General features: G+C 64.4%; 6 protein-coding genes. 2 read left to right on the forward strand and 4 right to left on the reverse strand.

Going from position 1 to position 16501, the window contains the following annotated elements; translation table 11 throughout:
• Positions 1-7: 7 nt before the first annotated feature.
• Entirely contained in the window at positions 8-1894 is a 1887-nt protein-coding gene (gene dxs, locus ABD231_RS28135; RefSeq protein WP_344158780.1) for a 1-deoxy-D-xylulose-5-phosphate synthase, read from the reverse strand.
• Between the two features lie 148 nt (positions 1895-2042).
• On the opposite strand from dxs, the gene ABD231_RS28140 reads away from it, so the two are divergent.
• Entirely contained in the window at positions 2043-2549 is a 507-nt protein-coding gene (locus ABD231_RS28140; protein WP_344158444.1) for a DUF402 domain-containing protein, read from the forward strand.
• A 238-nt stretch (positions 2550-2787) separates the two neighbouring features.
• Here ABD231_RS28140 and ABD231_RS28145 read toward each other — a convergent pair whose 3' ends face one another.
• The 3 genes from ABD231_RS28145 to ABD231_RS28155 all read right to left on the reverse strand — a co-directional run bounded on the left by ABD231_RS28145 (position 2788) and on the right by ABD231_RS28155 (position 14795).
• Positions 2788-3444, reverse strand: a complete 657-nt coding sequence (locus ABD231_RS28145) for an RraA family protein (RefSeq protein WP_344158446.1) — start codon at positions 3442-3444, stop codon at positions 2788-2790.
• A 974-nt stretch (positions 3445-4418) separates the two neighbouring features.
• Positions 4419-11231 carry a polymorphic toxin-type HINT domain-containing protein gene (locus ABD231_RS28150; protein WP_344158448.1) on the reverse strand — a complete coding sequence of 2271 codons (6813 nt, stop codon included), beginning with the start codon at positions 11229-11231 and terminating at the stop codon, positions 4419-4421.
• 12 nt (positions 11232-11243) lie between these two features.
• Positions 11244-14795: a LamG-like jellyroll fold domain-containing protein gene (locus ABD231_RS28155; protein ID WP_344158450.1), complete on the reverse strand. Its 3552-nt coding sequence runs from the start codon at positions 14793-14795 to the stop codon at positions 11244-11246.
• A gap of 258 nt (positions 14796-15053) precedes the next feature.
• Here ABD231_RS28155 and ABD231_RS28160 point away from each other — a divergent pair, with 258 nt between their 5' ends.
• Positions 15054-16379, forward strand: a complete 1326-nt coding sequence (locus tag ABD231_RS28160) for a hypothetical protein (RefSeq protein ID WP_344158452.1) — start codon at positions 15054-15056, stop codon at positions 16377-16379.
• Positions 16380-16501: the final 122 nt, after the last annotated feature.

Below are 16501 nucleotides of genomic sequence, written 5' to 3' on the forward strand. Positions count from 1 at the left end.
CGCCTGCTCAGACTCCGCCTGGCCGACCAGTCGCTGGCTCACTGATCGACTCACCCTGCGTCTGGGCAACGGCCTCGATGACGTCTCTCGCGATCTGTTGACCGGTGAGGCCGATCTCCTGCAAAACCGCCGCACGCTTCGCATGCTCCAAGAACTGCTGAGGGATGCCGAAGTCACGCACCGGCGTCGTGATGTTGTGGTCGCGCAGCGCCTGGGCGATCATCACGCCGCAACCACCGGCGCGGCCGTTGTCCTCGACCGTGACGACCAGCTTGAACTGCGGCGCCAGCTCGACCAGCTTCGGATCGACCGGCTTCACCCAGCGCGGGTCCACCACGGTGACGCCGATGCCCTGCGCCTGCAGCCGCTGCGCGACATCCATCGCGGTGGCGGCCATCGAGCCGATCCCGACAAGGAGGACATCCGTGCCGGAACGATGCAGTACGTCGAGTCCGCCGACCTGGTCGATCGGGTCGATGTCCGGGAACACCTCGCCCTTGGCATAGCGCAGTACGGTCGGGGCGTCGCTCACGTCGACCGCCTCGTTCAGCAGCTCGACCAAGCGCGTGCTGTCCCGCGGCGCGGCCAGTCTCAGACCCGGGACGAGCTGGAGGAGCGACATGTCCCACATGCCGTTGTGGCTCGCGCCGTCGTCACCGGTCACGCCGGCACGGTCGAGCACGAAGGTGACACCGCACTTGTGCAGCGCGACGTCGAGCAGCAGCTGGTCGAACGCCCGGTTCAGGAAGGTCGCGTACAGACCGACGACCGGGTGCATGCCGCCCATCGCGAGACCCGCGGCACTGGTGACCGCGTGCTGCTCGGCGATCCCGACGTCGAATGTGCGGTCGGGGAAGGCCTGCGCGAACTGGTTGAGGCCGGTTGGGTTCATCATGGCGGCGGTGATCGCCACCACGTCCGGCCGGCGGTGACCGATCCGGACCAGCTCCTCGGCGAACACATCCGTCCAGCCGCGCGGCTTGTTGGCCGGGCGCATCTGGTGGAAGTTGTCCTCCTCGTCCTGCTCGGCCGCCGCGTACCCGAAGCCCTTCTGGGTGACCGCGTGCACGATCACCGGGCCGCCGAACGCCTTCGCCTTGCGAAGCGCGTCCTCCATCGCCTCGCGGTCATGGCCATCGACAGGACCGACGTACTTGAGGCCGAGGTCCTCGAACATGCCCTGCGGGGCGAGCATGTCCTTCAGCCCCTTCTTCACCCCGTGCAGCACCTCGTACATCGGGGGGCCGACATACGGCGTCCGGCCGAGGTTCTTCTTGATCAGGTCGAGGATCTTCTCGTACCGCGGGTTGGTGCGCAGCGCGGTCAGGTGCGTCGCCAGGCCACCGACGGTCGGACTGTACGACCGGCCGTTGTCGTTGACGATGATGACGAGCTTCAGGTCCTTCTCGGCCGCGATGTTGTTCAGCGCTTCCCACGCCATGCCGCCGGTCAGACCACCGTCACCTATCAGCGCGACGACATGCCGGTTCTCCTTGCGGAGCCGGTAGGCCTTCGCCAGACCATCGGCGTACGAGAGGCTCGTGCTGGCGTGGCTGTTCTCCACGATGTCGTGCTCGGACTCGGCCTGGCTCGGGTAGCCGCTCAGACCACCCTCCTGCCGCAAGCTGTCGAACTTCGGTGCCCGTCCGGTCAGCAACTTGTGCACATACGTCTGGTGCCCGGTGTCGTAGACCAGCCGATCCGTCGGCGAGTCGAACACCCGGTGCATCGCCAGCGTGATCTCCACCATGCCCAGATTGGGCCCGAGATGCCCCCCGGTCCGCGACACGGTCTCCACCAGTACGTCGCGGATCTCCGCCGCCAGATCGGTGAGCTCCCTCGGCGTCAGCTTCTTCAGATCTGCCGGACCGCCGACCGTCTCCAGCACGCGCATCGAGCCCCTTCCACCGGTCATCCTCGAATGCTTGAGTCTATGCATGCGCCCCCCGCGATTCCGAACTGGCCGGGCACGTGCGGTGAATCTCACTCTTCGAGACGCTCACTGACCGTGATTAGTTCGGGGTCTCCCCTACAGTGACCGCATGCATCAGGTGACCACCCTGTTCACCAAGTACGACGGCACCCCACACCGCCTGATGGAGGCCGTCCACCTAGGCGAAGACGAACACGGCCTCTGGGTAGGCTCCCGCCCCGGCCAACGAGCCCGCCGCGCCGACGGCACCTGGATCACCGTCGACCACCACCGGGTCCGCCTCTTCCCCCGAGGCCAATGGTGGTCCGCCCTCTTCAACGACGACCCGCATGCGACGAGGATCTACTGCGACGTCACCATGCCGCCCGTCTTCGGCGTAGACACCGTCACCCTCGTAGACCTCGACCTCGACATCCGCCTGCTCCGCACCGGCGCCGTACGAGTCATGGACGAGGACGAGTTCGAGGCCCACCGCGTCAAATACGCCTACCCACCCCAGGTAGTAGCCACCGCCCAAGCCACCTGCACCTGGCTGGCCGCCAACATCACCACCGCCGAGCCCTTCAAGTCCGCGTACCAGCCCTACCTGGAAGCAGTCCGAGCCCTCTCCAGGTAGCCGACCCACCGGACCGCCAGGCCAAAGGGACCACCATCCGACGCGTCCCGCCCACACCGGCGGAATTCGCCCACTTGTGATGGCCGGCAAATCCGCCGACTGTGAGAAGTGGCGGTCGAGTGTGACCTCCGTGCCGCTTTCCATCGTTTACCGGCAGCAATCTGCCCACAGTCGAGGCCGAACAGCTTGTCGTAGCGCGTCGAGGACCACCGAATTCAGTCCGGACAGCAACTGGCCCTCAGCCGAAGGCGAGTGCGGTCGGACGGCCCTCGCGGAGGGCGGCCAGGTGATCGTCGTAGTTCAAGGTGTCAAAGAGGGACGAACCGTCGAGCAAGCGCGCCTGCAAGTCCCGCTCGCGGGCCTCGATCGCCTCTGCCCCGTCAACGGCGGAAGCGAACTCCTGCTCGGAACCCACCACCAACCCGTCGTCGTCGCCGACGATCAGATCCCCCGGCCGAACCCGGACGCCCTCGAGAACAAGATCGATTCCGGTCTCGGGGAGAGCCTTCGCCGGATACGCGTTCGGGGCGAATCCCATGGACCACACCGGCATCGACAGCCGGGCCACAGTGGCCGTATCGCGAGAGCGTCCCGCAATCACGAGCCCAGCCAGCCCGCGACGCTGAGCCTCGGTGCAGAACAGTTCACCCGCGACAGCCCTGTCGTCCCCACCGGCGTCAACCACCAGCACGTCCCCAGAACCCGACTCCCGCAACCCCTGAATCACCGACATCAGGTCCCGATTCGCCCGTACGGTAACGACCCGCCCCACCGGCCGACCGCCCGGCGCGACCGGACGCAGGCCCGGCGGCAGAATCCGCAACGTCGGCGCAGCATCGACGAGGCTCGTCGTGGACAGTTCCCGCAAGCGGTCAAGCAGGGTACCGGTCGTCATACTCCGATCCTCACATCCGAAACCAGCAGCATCGCCACCGGACCAGCACCACCCACCCCCAGACAGCAACCGGCCCCCGCCGGCTAGGAGCCCCCCTGAGCCGACAAGGGCCGATCAACCCGCGCCCTCTCGGAACGCGACCCGACCTATCCTCAACCACTCCCCGTACACAATCCACCCCCCACAGCAAACTTGCACCTTCCTGCAACTCGGCTATCCGGGCAACAGAGTCACGCAGCCGCTGGATCTCCAGCACGATCTGGAAACCCGGCAACTCCGCATTCGCGCTAGCCATCAGTGCCAGTCACCACGATGGTTCGCCGAATGAAGCGCACCCCAGGCGCCGCCGCGGCACGTCAACCAGTCGATCCGCCCCTGACCGTCCGCCAGAACCCTCTCGTCCGGAATGCCGCGCCCATTCAGCCCTAGCAGACTTGCGGATTCACATCCTGACGGCGACCTCTCTGGGACCCACTGCAAGGTCGATGGCCGCGTTGGCCTCAAGGTTTCAGAAGGACGCAGGCAACCGGTCCAGTTCCCTACGAATCGGCCCGGCGCACGGAATGCGATCCCACCACCATCCGCGCGGGTCGGGCTCCTCGCCATGAAGCCGAAGAAGTGCCCCACGTTGGTCGGCTTCCGTATATGAGCGAAACCTCGAACCCACCTCATCGAGCGCGGCGAGAAGATTTCCAAGCTCCCCTAGCGGAACCATTTCCAGTGCTCTGTCAATCAAATCCCGAAGGATGTCAGCTGCAATCAAGTCATGCGCACCCCAGACCGACCTATCAGAGTCGGGGAGGCCAAGCTCTCTCTCTATCCGCGTCACATGCTCATACCATCCGAGCACCAGCGTAACCAGATCCAATGATCGGCCAGGAGTCACTTGCACCGACACACGCTCGAACCGATCTATCTCAGCCGCTCCAAGGTGGCGGCCCAGCCAGTCACGCGCCTGATTCTGCGGCATCAAATCACCTTCCCGGATAGTAGGCCGTTGACTTCCACGGCTTGTCCCAGTTCACGATGACGCGAACCCCATCGTGGTCAAACCGGGACGAATTCTGTCCCTCAATTTGATGAGGACCAGCTTGCCTCATTGCAGTTTCCACCTCGACCGCAGTGGGCCGACCCATGGCTGGATTTCCATCACCGGTATGCCCATTCACGAACTCGGCGATCTCATCCAATGAATAGTCACTACCATGGAAGTCGTCTCCGCCGCGGTCATCACCATTCTTGCCTCCGAGCGGAATCTTGCAGTTCGGTCCTGTGTTGTGAACGAGGATCGGAGTCACACCAGCCAGCACATAGTACGTGTGGATGTCTGCGACTGTCAGGTTGTAGGCCAGCGCCTGACGGGCGGTCTGTGGCGCGAGCCCCACGACCGCCACCGGGCGTCCGGCAGCATTGAGGGCCTTCTCGCCTGGCGACAGTTCGTCAGCACGCTCAAAACGGTTGTCAGTGATCGACCAGAAGGGGTGATCCTCTGTAGTCGTCACCTTTCCACCGTCGACTACGAGATCTGTCAGCGTGTCGTTATGTACCCACACCTGCAGGACGGTCTTCACAGCTCGCTGGCCGGTTTTTGGGTCAGTGGCGACGACCTTCTCGCCGGGTTTGATCTCGTTGATTGGCTTCTGCGCGCCGTTGGCCATCAACACCGCGGTGGCGCCCGCGAAACTACACTTTCCTCGGTTTCTTGTGACTAGGCTCCGAAGCCCGCCCAGGAATCCTCTACCGGTGCCCGACGCCGCCGTTCGGCTCGTGGCCGCGAGGGTGGAGGCTAGCTTGCTGCCGCCCTTGGTACCGACGATTGCCTCGCCGACCATGAAGGCGACTCGGCCTGATGCCTTGGACTTCTCGCCGTTGGCCCAGTCTTGTTTGACTGGAGCGACCATCGCATCCCAGAGGGACTTTGGGTCACGCACAATGGTTTTGGCTGTCTCAATTTGGGACGAGCAGTTCAGCAAGGCGTAGCACTGGAAGCTTTGCTGGCTGCTGGCGTACAGGCCCTTCGCTGTGTCGATCGCTTGGGCACCGATGCCGCCTTGGTAGTCGAGGAACATCTCACTGCTGCGGTCGATGTTGTGCGCAATCTTGTGAGCGGCCTTACTAAGGTTTCCGAAGAAGCCTCCGCCACCGGAGTTGTCATTGTCCGAACCGTCACCACCGTTGCTGCCGCCGTTGTCGCCGCCGGAGCCACCGTCGTTGGTACCGCGGTCGTTGGTAGGACGGGTGGTGCTGGTGGTGCTGCCACCGCACGGGCCTGAGCAGCCGACGCCGCCGCCGGTTTCTTCGCGCTCCCTGAGACCAGTGGGGTCGGAGACAGTCGCAGGGTTGTTGGAACCGTAGGTGTAGCCCAGCATTTGGTGCGGGTCGGAGGTGTCCATCAGGGGGTCGACGCTGATGAAGCTGCCGACGGATGGGTCGTACTCGCGGGCTCCGATGTGGGTCAAGCCGGTGGTCTTGTCTTCGGGCTTGCCCAGGAAGCCGTGATTGTCGGGCCAGGTGGTGGGTTCGGTTCCTCGGGTTTCACCGAACGGTGTCGTGTAGCGCTTGGTCGGAACCAGCGTCCTCGAGTCGATGGCAACGCTGGATGTTCCGTGGTGGTCCGGAGCCAGCCAGTCGAGGTCAGAACTGCTTGAGCGGACCGCGATCGGCTGGTTGTTGATCGCGTACTCGCGTTTCGACGTGACAGTCCTGGTCGTCGTGTCGAGCGTGACTTCGAGGGAACCCACATAAAGGGTAGTCTCGCCCGGGCTCTTGCGCAGGATGAGGCCACCGTCGGCGTCGTATACGTAGGACGTGTCACCTGCCGCGTTCTCGAGCTTCTGCAGCTTGTTCTCCGCGTTCCAGGTCAGAGCCTGGACTCCGCTGTCGGGATCGGGCCGCTGTGTGGTGTTGCCGGCGTCGTCGTACGTGTAGTTCGCGGGCGGTTTCGGAGCCGCGCCGGTTGTAGTGACGGACTTCAAGGTGTGGGGTTGGGCAGGGTCATAGGTAGAGGTCTCGGTCGTGGTGCCGGCCGAGGCGTGATCGGTCTGGGTCTGCCGGAGACCGCTCGGGGTGTAGGTCCAGGACTGCCAGTACGGCGCTGGTCCACCAAGGCCGGTAACCGAGGGGGCAACCGCACAGTTCGCGTTGCCAGGCGACCACGCATCGGTCAGCCGGGCGTGCCCGTCGTACTTGTAGCACTGGGCATCGCCGTCGACCTTGTTGTCGTCCTGGAGCAGGTTTCCGGCGGGATCGTACGCGTACTGGTGGTTCGTGAAGATCTGCGAGCGGGCTGCCGAACTCGTCAGGAGACGACGGGTTCCAGGGTCGTAGGTATAGGAGATGTCGACGAGCTGTTCGCCGAGCATGTACTTCTCAGGGTCTCCGACCGCCGAGTACTGCGCGTCCTTCACATAGACGAAGTTTTGCGAGTTCTGCATCACGACCGGCTGGCCGAGGTTGTTGTAGCTGTACTGCAGTCGCTCGAGACCGAGGTTGCCCTTACCTGGGACCTCGGTGAACCGGATGGTCTCGGCATCAGGCATGAAGCCGATGCTCGTCTCGTAGGTGCCCGCCAATTCGGATCCCTCCACACCGGGAATGACAAGTTGCGTCACGGTGGGCTTATAGAGAACGTTGCGAGCGGTGATCTTCGACTTGTACGCCGCACCTGCCTTGCCGCCCGGGTACCGGACACTTTGGTAGAGCTGCCCGAGGTTGCCTGGTGCGTCGTAGTCCCAGCCCATCCTCAAGTTGTCATCGGTCTTCGAGCCTTCGTGGATCGCCGTCTTCCGGTCGAGGTTGTCGTAGCTGGTGATCAGCTTCTTCTGGTTGGCGTTGGTCAGAGCGATCAAACGGTCAGCACCGTCGTACTCGTAGGCCGTCGTGCCGGAGTCCGGGTCGGTTGAACTGACCGTGCGACCGAGCATGTCGAAGCCATACGACCAGGTTGACCCGGCCGAGGTCATCTGGGTCAGCTTGCCGGCGACGTCGTAGGCGTACTTCGTTGCGATGAAACCCGGTGTCACTGTCGATCCGTCGTACTCGCGCCGCTCGACCACCTGACCGCGTGCATCCTTGATCTCAGCAGTGGCAGGTGCTCCGTTCGGGGGCAGCGTGGTGACCCTGTCGCCGGCGTAGAGGGTGCGGGTCGACCATCTGGGGACCGCCGACGATGCGAAAGTGGAGATCGTCTGGCGACCGGCACCGTCAAAGGCCGTGAGGGTCTGGTTGGGAACCTCCGTATCAAAGATCACCGCGAGGCCGCCCGAAGGCGCTGCCGAGTTCCATAGGTCCTTGTTCTGGAGAACTGCGAGACCGCGTGTGTCGTACTTCGTCTCGCTGATCAGACGACCGCCGTTCGGCGCGACCGCCTGAGTCTGCCGACTGCGCAGCAGCGAGTCGTAGATGGCGTAACCGGACAAGTAGCCGTCGGCGGTGATGTTGAGGTCATCAGTGCGCACATAGGACGGGGCTGAGGACGACAAGTTGTAGGTGTAGCGCATGTTGGCGAGCTTCTTCTCGGCCTTCGACTGGTTCGGGAGCCAGACAGCGGCCAACCGCCCCAGAGCGTCGTAGTCGAGGTCGGTGACCTTGCCGTTCGGGTCGGTCTCCTGCGCCTTGCTCCCCCACTCCGGGCGATAGGTGACCTTCGTCTTGAGAGCCGGACTGTTCGGGCTGCCCGGAGTTATCGGCGGCGAGGTCGTGGTCGTCTCCAGGAGAGCACCGGCGCCCGTGGGCACGTAACTGGTCGTCGAGGTGCGTTCCAGTGCATCCGTCGTGGACACTGGCCGGCCGAGCGTGTCGTAGTGCGTGGTACCGGTGGTCTGATAGTTCAGTGTCCCCGCCGGCGTGTAGCTGGTTGCCCGCTGAGTCGAGCGGAGTTCGCCTTTGGTCGGCGCTGTGCCGAAAGTGCCCTCGTCGTAGATCTTCCGCTCGTCCGCGACGAACCGGCTCTGCGGCGGGTTTGCGGAGTCCGCGTCACAGCGTCCCTTCGACACGACGACTCGCGACACCAGGCCACGCAGTCCGGTGCTGGCATTCTTTGCGTACGACGTGACGGTGCAGACCTCGTCTGCCCTGTCCGGGTCTCCGAGGTCCTCGGACGTGGTCGGCAGACCGGTGTCGGTGTCATAGGTTGTCGTCGCCGTGTGCAGCAGATCGACTCGACCGCCGTCGCGTGGGATCCGCGACGTCACGGTGGACGGCTTGACGAAGTTCGCTCGCCGGACGATCTGTTTGGTGACTGGCACGGTGGTCGGGTCGACAGTCTGTACGGCGGTTTCCCCGACCCAATAGTCCGTCAGCGACCCGGAGATCTCAGCGTTGCTGTTGATCGCCGCGTAGGTAATCGCCTCTCGTACCAGGCCGGCCAGCGGCGGCGCGTCCACTCGGGAACCGCCTTGACTGTCGGGTATCGCAACCGATTTGCGATCGCCATTGGCATTCGCCCAGTCGTCGTCCATACCGCGGAAGTACGACGTGACCGTCCGCGACTTCGGGCCTTCGGCGACCGGATCCCCGGAGCTGGTCGTCACGGTACGGAAGCCGCGCCACTCGGACCAGTTGCGCTCCTTCGGCGGCACCAGAGGACTTTCCTGGTAGTGCCAAGCACCGCCGCCACCGTAGGTGTAATTCGTCACGACCGGATCGGCTCCGCCGGTGGCGTCGTTCACCCGGATCTGGGTGACGACGTGCCGGTGGAACCAGTCGTCACGCGGTTCCGACTGCGGCGGTTGCCAGTTCACCGGGTAGCAACGCATCGTGTTGGACGCCGCTGATGCGGGCAGCTTGCCGGGATCTGTCTTCGTCTTGGCAATGCACTCCGGCTCGGCGTAGTTCACGACGATGTGGGCACCTGTCTCGGTCCAGATCTCGCCAACGCGAAGCTTTCGCATCGGCGAGATGCCGTCCTCCAACGAGTCGACACGGTTCGGCAGCCCGAACTTGCCGAATGTGACCGTCAGCGGAGACGCTGCCGTGCCGGATGCGAGTCCGGTGTGTGTGATCGCGTTCAGCCACAAGGAACTTCCCGACATCTCATCGCCCGAGGGAGGGAAGTCGTGGACCAACTGCCAACGATCGACGTCCAGTGGTGTGGAGCCCTTGAGGACCTTGGTCGTCACCTGCTCGAGGCGACGGCGTGAAAAGAACGACGGCCCCGTCTTCGTGCAGGTCGCACCCGCGGCACAAATCTGGTCGAACGGAACATCTGGCCAGCGCTGCTTCGTAGCGCTTGTCAGGGAAGAGCAATCCTTGAGGCACCGCTCCTGCGTGGTGAACCACACCTGCATCGGTGCGTTCAGGGACATGGCCTCTTTGCGTTGCCCGTACAGGATCTTGGTGGGATACCCGTCACGGACGTAGGGTTTCGTCGCGGTCGTAGCGCCGTTCTTCGCGTAGTAGTTGGTCTCCTTCTCATACCACAACGACATCGTGTTGCCATGCGTGTCCTCGACATAGTCGAGATTCCAGCGCCACTCCTGGTTGTCGCAGAACGACGTGGCGAAGGTCGCCTTGTGGCAAGGCTCACCGCTGTCGTCACCGGCAACCGGGACCGTCCAGACCGAGTTCGTAGTGGGGTCCGAGCTGCCTGGCAGGACCTTCTCGCGGCCGAAGTAGTACTTCGTGCCATCGAGGGTGGTGACGAGCCACTGCTCCTTCTCATCGCCATCAGCGCCTGTCGACGTCACGACTCGTTGGATCTTCGAGCCGTCGTCATTCTTGACACGCCACCCGTTCTCGCCCTTGACGAGCTCGCCGCCTTGGCCGTTCAGGACGAGCGTCGCATTGTCGTACTTCCAGCACAGGTCGTACTTGCCGGCTTGGCCGTCGTCGTTGCACGACCCGTACTTGCGCTCGATGTAGGACTCGCTCAGGTCGAAGCCCTCACCGATCCAGGACGGCTGGTTGTTCGAGGCGGCCGTACGACCGTCGACCGACTGAGCGGAGTAGTCGATGGAGAGGCTAGGGACTGGGCCTGCCGGTGCCGGCGGGACCCGGAGCGGGTAGTTCCAGGTGAAATCGCCGCTGTTGCGGCCGGCGGACCACGAGGACGCGGGCGACAATGGCGTCGCCGTGTAGTCGCCATTACTCGAAGCGGATGCCGCCGTGACGCCGAATACCTGCTCGTCGGCCCCAACCGAGACCGGTGCCATGAGCGTGCCCTTGTCCTGGTTGTTGACAGACCCAGTCGGGCTCGGGGTCGAGCAGCCTGCCTTGGTCGGCGTCGTCAGAACACATTTGGGGAGTGAGACAAGCTCGAGCCGCGCGGCCCAGTCGCCACCGACGGCCCGCGCGAAGGCCGAGTAGTCGACAGTCAACTCCGCCTTCGACTGGCCTTTCTGTCCATCTGCGCGAGCGATGGTCACCAGGAAGCCAGTAATACCGGCAGCGGACGCTTTTCCTTGGTCCAACACCTTCAGGCGCGCAGTGCTTGGCGCCTTATCAGCCTGGCGGGCAGGCGCCACGAGCCGAACGGCGTCTGTATCCGGCGGCGTCTTCCGCGCCAGGCTGGGGATTCCAGACAGCTGCACGATCCGATCCATCGGCGCTGGCCACGTCGGCGGGCGCACAGCATCCGAAGGCCGCATCGTTTCCGCCCGGGCCGCCGCGGACTTCTCAGCGGCCGCCGAATTCATTGCCAGCACCTTGGCATCGTGGCGCGGAACGGCCGGCGGGAGACCGGATGTCTGCGAGTCGGCTCGCGCGCTGGTCTCTTGAACGGCCAGACCCGCCGCCAGCAGCGAAAACGCCGTAAGGCCGAAGACAAAGCCACTCAAACGTCGAGACATGTCGTCTTCCTCTCAGCCGGCCGATGCGGGGCAGACATCGCTGCCGATCTCGGGGAACTCTCTGCAAATCGCTGCCGGACCCGCCAGTGGACCGACGTACATGCGGAAGTCGTCGATCAAACCGGCGAACTCACCACCGGCCGTGCGTCCCTTGCCGACCACGGTGCTACCGAGCCGGTAGGGCGAGGTGTGTGCCACCAGTCCCTGATCCCTCGTTCTCATATTCATCGTCAGGTCGATCGCGCCCAATTCGCGCTCGTTCGTCGGCGATGGCGCGTTGGCGTTGTAGGTGCCGATCAGGAGCCGCCACTCATCGTTGGCGAAGTTGTCGTAGTCCTCAGGAAAGATCGCTGTGTCCTCCTGGTTGACGCTCGCACGTGCATGTGAGAACTGCCATTGCCCGCCGAAAGCGCCGGGTGCGCCGGGCTTCCATTCCAAGCGCCAGGCATCGCGATCGCTGCCCGCTTGGCGAGCGACCACAGCCGGCTTTGTGGGATCCGCAAGCTTGATCCAGGCTGCTACCGAGAACGTGGTCCCCGCATCGACCACCGGCCGGGGCAACGAGAGCGCCTCGCTGGCCGCGCCGGTGAACTGGAGAACCTTGCCGCGTTGGTCATCCTCTACGAACGGCGTCGACTGATCAGCAGTGGAGCCGAATCCCGAGATCACCATGTTCGCGCCGTAAACGGACTCGGTGGTGCGCCACACTTGATCGCTTCCTTGGGAGGCGCCGTCGAGCGGCCATTTCGCCGCGGCGCTGACCACAGCCACCTCGTCCTGCTTGACGTTCGTGCCGGCCATCGTTTGGTAGTCGTACAAGGCACGCTGCCAGACCTGAACCCGGTCGATCGAACCCGGGAAATGATGCTGGAAGACGTCGTTGTACTGGCCACGCCCGACACTGAACGAACCGGCGGCCTTCCAGGCTTTGTCGAACGGGTAAGTTGCCGTGCCCTGCGTTTGCAGACGGCCGTTGACGTACAACTGAAGCTGTGAGGTCCCGCTGTCGTACACACCTGCGAGATGGGTCCAGGCACCGAGTACTGCAGGTTCGTCCGAGCTGGCTTTGATGATCGCCGGAGACATCGTGTCGGTTGTGGCTCGTTGGAAGATCCATCGCTTCGCCGAAGCCGAGTAGCCCAACTGGTAAGCACTCGCGATGTTTCCGGCCTGGCCAAGGACCACGGCGTCAGAGGAAGTCCAGAGACGAGCCCAGGCCGAGATGGTGAAGCCTTTGGACGTGTCGACGACTGGCGCTGCAGTCTCGGCGTAGTCGTTCACACCGTCGAGCTGAAGAGACTTGCCATCACGGCCTGCATCATCGAAGGTGGCCCCACCGTAGAGAGTCAACGGATGCGGAGTTGCCGAGGCGTCGGCCGCACTCGTCCCGGTCCCGTCATCGAACGACCAGTCACCGACGGGCGGCGAGGCAGCCTTCACAAAGAGACGGAAGTCGGCGGGCCGGCCGGCGTGGTTGGCGCTGTCGAAGCTCCGGACGTGCAAGGTGTTCCGGCCCTCATGAGGTGGCTTCAGCGCCACGGTGCCGGTCTTCCCGGTTATCGACCCGCGTGCTGCCTGCCCGTCGAACCAGTACTCGTGACGGACCACGTCGGTTGACGTTGCCGCTGCTTTGACCGTGAAGTCGACGGCACTGGCGAAAGGGGCAACCTCGTCGCAAACCGTGGATGCATCCATACAGTTCTTGATTTGGGTACCGCCGAACGCGGCCGTCACGGTCGGCGGATCCGGCGCCGACCGGTCCACCTTGAAGTAGCACCATCCCCGGTAGTCCGAGTATAGAGTCGCCCCGCCCGGGAGCGGATAGAGCGTTCGCGCCCGGTAGTGATAGGTCGCACCGTCCGTAAAGGTGCCCGACTCTTTCGTGTTCGGGATCGAGATCTTTTGGACAGTGCCAGGGCTGTCAGGACCCAGCTTCCGCGTCATGTGCAGATGGCCGGTGCTGCTGTAGATCTCGAGTTCGGACTGGAGACGGGCGTTGGGCTCGCTGACGCGGCCCTGGAGGATTGGCTCTACCGCGAACTGGAGGCTGAACGAGCCTACGTTCACCGGATCTGCCGCGGTGTCGCAGCCGGTGGCGGGATCGGTGAGGCCGAGCTGGCGGGGTACGTCCGGCGGCGTCACGTAGTCGACGCGGAGAATGCTGTCGGATTTGAACTGCTTCCAGGCCAGGCCGTCGGTCTCGTTGGTGGCGCTGAGTCTGAAGGTCGCGGTTCCGTAGCCGTGGGCGGCCGTGTCGACGATGGCGTTCGTCACCGGGAACTCGACATAGGCGTCGGGACATGCGGAGTTGTAACCGTGCGCGAAGATCTGGTTGGGACCGGCCTGCATCTGGACACCCGGCTGGTTGTTCCAGGTGGTTCGGGTCGTGATGGTTGTGGTGCGGCTGACTGTCACCGATTTGGGTGTGCAGCTCGCGGAATGCGTTTCGAAGGCCGTCATGACCGCGCCCAAGATCTTCTTGCCGCGGAACGCCGTTGTGTCGTACTGGAAGAACGAGCGGACGATCTTGTGCTGCTCGTAGTCCTCGTAACCGACGCCGAGGCTGTGGCTAGTCTTGTAGAACGACGTTGTGGGGTAGAGCTGCCAGGCGGCCGCCCATGCGCTCCTGCCGACCGGTTTCGTTTCCGGGTCCAGTACGACCGGGTAGACGGTAGACGGGGCCGTCAGGAGGGTGGCGTCGGGGACCATCGTGAGGCCGTTCTCGTCGCCGCGGAGTTCCATCTCGGCCGAGTGGGCGCCGGCGGGGCCGTCCTCGACGAGCTGGGCTGACTTGCGCGGCACGGCGGTCTTTCCCTGCGGGCTCGATTTTGCCGCGTCCCACATGATCGCGTCGCCGGCGGTGAGGACCAAGCGGCCGTCGGCACCGACGTACGCCGGACCTTCGGGGCGGTTCGTCCGCAGTGACAGGCCGGCGGTCTCGACCGGGAAATGGATCGACTTCAGCGCCGGGTTGGACGCCGCTTCCCGGGTCTTGACGACCAGGTTGTAGCTGAAGCCTTCGGAGGTGGCGTCGAGGACCAGGTCGATGCCTTGCAGGACCTCGGCGTAGGTGGCGGTCGAACCGGCCAGCGTCGGACGCGGGAGCGTCCACGGTGACTTCAGTGTCCAGGTACCAGCCCTGACGCCCATCTTCCCGATCCGGCCCGCTCCACCACCGGAGAGCGAGATCTCGGACGCTGCGGCCTTCGGCCCGACCGACCCGTCGGCGCGGAACTCCAGTGTGGTGTCGATCGCACGCCAGGCACCGTCGCGTTTGACCCGAACCGGACCGTTCGAGATCTCAGAGGTCAAGGAACCGTCCGGATTGGCGAACGTCAGCGATGTCTCTGTCGTTCGGTCCGCGACCTCGACCGGGGCGTTGCCGGCGACGGCGAACCTGGATGCCTCGTCGGCGTCGCGGCCGACCTTGGGCACCGGCGGCGATGTGGCAATCGCCGGAAGCGCGTGCAGATTGGTGGTCAGCACGGCGAGTGCCGCCAGTACGACTATTGAAGTCCGGCCACGCCATAGGCATGCCGAAGCAGCACGAGATCCCCGCCTCACGTTCCCCACCCCACTGTCAGTTACATCATCCCGAGAGTGGTCACTCTAGGTCGTCTGCGTGAGCACCAACAGCGACAACCCATACAAACGACCCATACAAGTTCCGCCAACTGCAAGGTGCTGGGTTGGAAGGTCCGTGGGCGATCTCGGGGCAAGGTTGCACGTTCCTGCAAGTCGGTTGTGTTGCGGGGCATGTGCTGCCGGTGTCTACTTTTGGCGGCGCGCTAGTGGGGCCGCTGGGGATCTGGGGGAAGCCGAATGAGGCGTCTGGTACTGGCATTTGTGATGGCCTTGGCCATGATCGCCGTGGTGCCGTCGGTGGCGACGGCGGCGAGTCCGCCGCAGATCGGGCGGGCGTTCAACGGACTGAGCGACAAGGGGTTCGTGCAGATCAGCGCGAGCGCCGAGGCGGGCATCGAAGGGTTGACGGCACACATTCGGTCCTATGCGACCGGCGAGGAGCTCGCCACCGTGACCGACTTCAGCCTGTCCAGCGGCACGGTTCAGGACGGCGTGTTCACCGCAGGCACGAGGGTTCAGCTCGACAAGCTGGGCAGCTATCAGATCGATGTCGACGCGATGGACACGCTGGGCCAGCGAGCCTCCAAGCGGGACGCCGGGTCGCTCTACTACGTCATCCAGCCGATCTTCAGCGCGCTGGCCTTCGATCACACGACGATCACCTACAGCCGCCGTACGGTGCAGGTGCAAGGCACGCTGACGGGCCTTTGGCCGACAGACGGCCTGGTCCGGCCGATCTCGGGACACACAGTCCGAATCACAGCCACGTGGGACCCGACCGTCGAAGTACAGACCGCCGCAGACGGACGCTTCACCGCCCAGGTGCCGCTCACCCAGGAAGCCGACATCACCGCCCGGGTCGAGCACGCCAGCGGGTATTCGTTCGCCGAGTCGCAGACCCAGCGCATCTCGGTGCAGCCCGCACCGACCCGCTTCCCGATCAGGGTCGCCCCGCGCCAGGTCAAGTACGGCGAGCCGGTCACGATCAGCGGCCAACTGACCTGGAAGTCCCCGGACGGCTGGCAACCAATGGCGAACCGCCAGTTCGGACTGCAGCGGTGCGAGGAGTTCGAGCGCTGCGAGTTCGTCCCCGACGTCCCGAAGACCGACGCCGACGGCCACTTCTCGGTCACCTCGGTGCCCACCGCCACCGGCTATTACCAGGTCGGCTTCACCGCCACCGACGAGACCGGCCAACCGGACCTGTTCATTGCAACCGCAGTGTCGAAGGCCCCGGTCACGGTGCTGCAGCCGGCGGTGTTCGCTGATTTCACCGCCGCCAGAGACGAATCCGACCAGGTTGTCGCCTGCGGCCACATCGACTTCCCCAACCATCTCCCAGCGTCCATCCCGGTGCAGATCCAGTACCGGGCGCCCGGTACTGCCAGCTCCTGGGCAACCGTCGCCGAGGTCCAGGCCGGCGGCTGGGAGACCTCCGGCCACACCTTCTCCGCAACCATCGACCAGCCCGCCGCCGGCCAGTGGCGCGCCTACTACGCCGGCATACCCCACGAGGTCCAGACCGCGGTAAGCACCAAGGTCCGCGTCCCGGCTGCGACCTGACCGTTCGATAGGTTGCGGGTATGGGACGGGACGTGCGGGTTGTGTATCGGAAGTTTGACGAGAGTTTGCACTGGCATCAGTGGATGGAGTTTTTGGGGGAGGACGAGTTCGGGGTTTGGTTG

The sequence above is a fragment of the Kribbella yunnanensis genome, from assembly GCF_039529655.1.
In the GTDB taxonomy this organism is placed as follows: domain Bacteria; phylum Actinomycetota; class Actinomycetes; order Propionibacteriales; family Kribbellaceae; genus Kribbella; species Kribbella yunnanensis.

Excerpts from the sequence above, each read along its gene's own strand:
- dxs (WP_344158780.1), bottom strand. The coding sequence starts at position 1,894 with ATGCGCGTGCTGGAGACGGTCGGCGGTCCGGCAGATCTGAAGAAGCTG.
- ABD231_RS28140 (WP_344158444.1), top strand. The coding sequence starts at position 2,043 with ATGCATCAGGTGACCACCCTGTTCACCAAGTACGACGGCACCCCACAC.
- ABD231_RS28145 (WP_344158446.1), bottom strand. The coding sequence starts at position 3,444 with ATGACGACCGGTACCCTGCTTGACCGCTTGCGGGAACTGTCCACGACG.
- ABD231_RS28150 (WP_344158448.1), bottom strand. The coding sequence starts at position 11,231 with ATGTCTCGACGTTTGAGTGGCTTTGTCTTCGGCCTTACGGCGTTTTCG.
- ABD231_RS28160 (WP_344158452.1), top strand. The coding sequence starts at position 15,054 with ATGAGGCGTCTGGTACTGGCATTTGTGATGGCCTTGGCCATGATCGCC.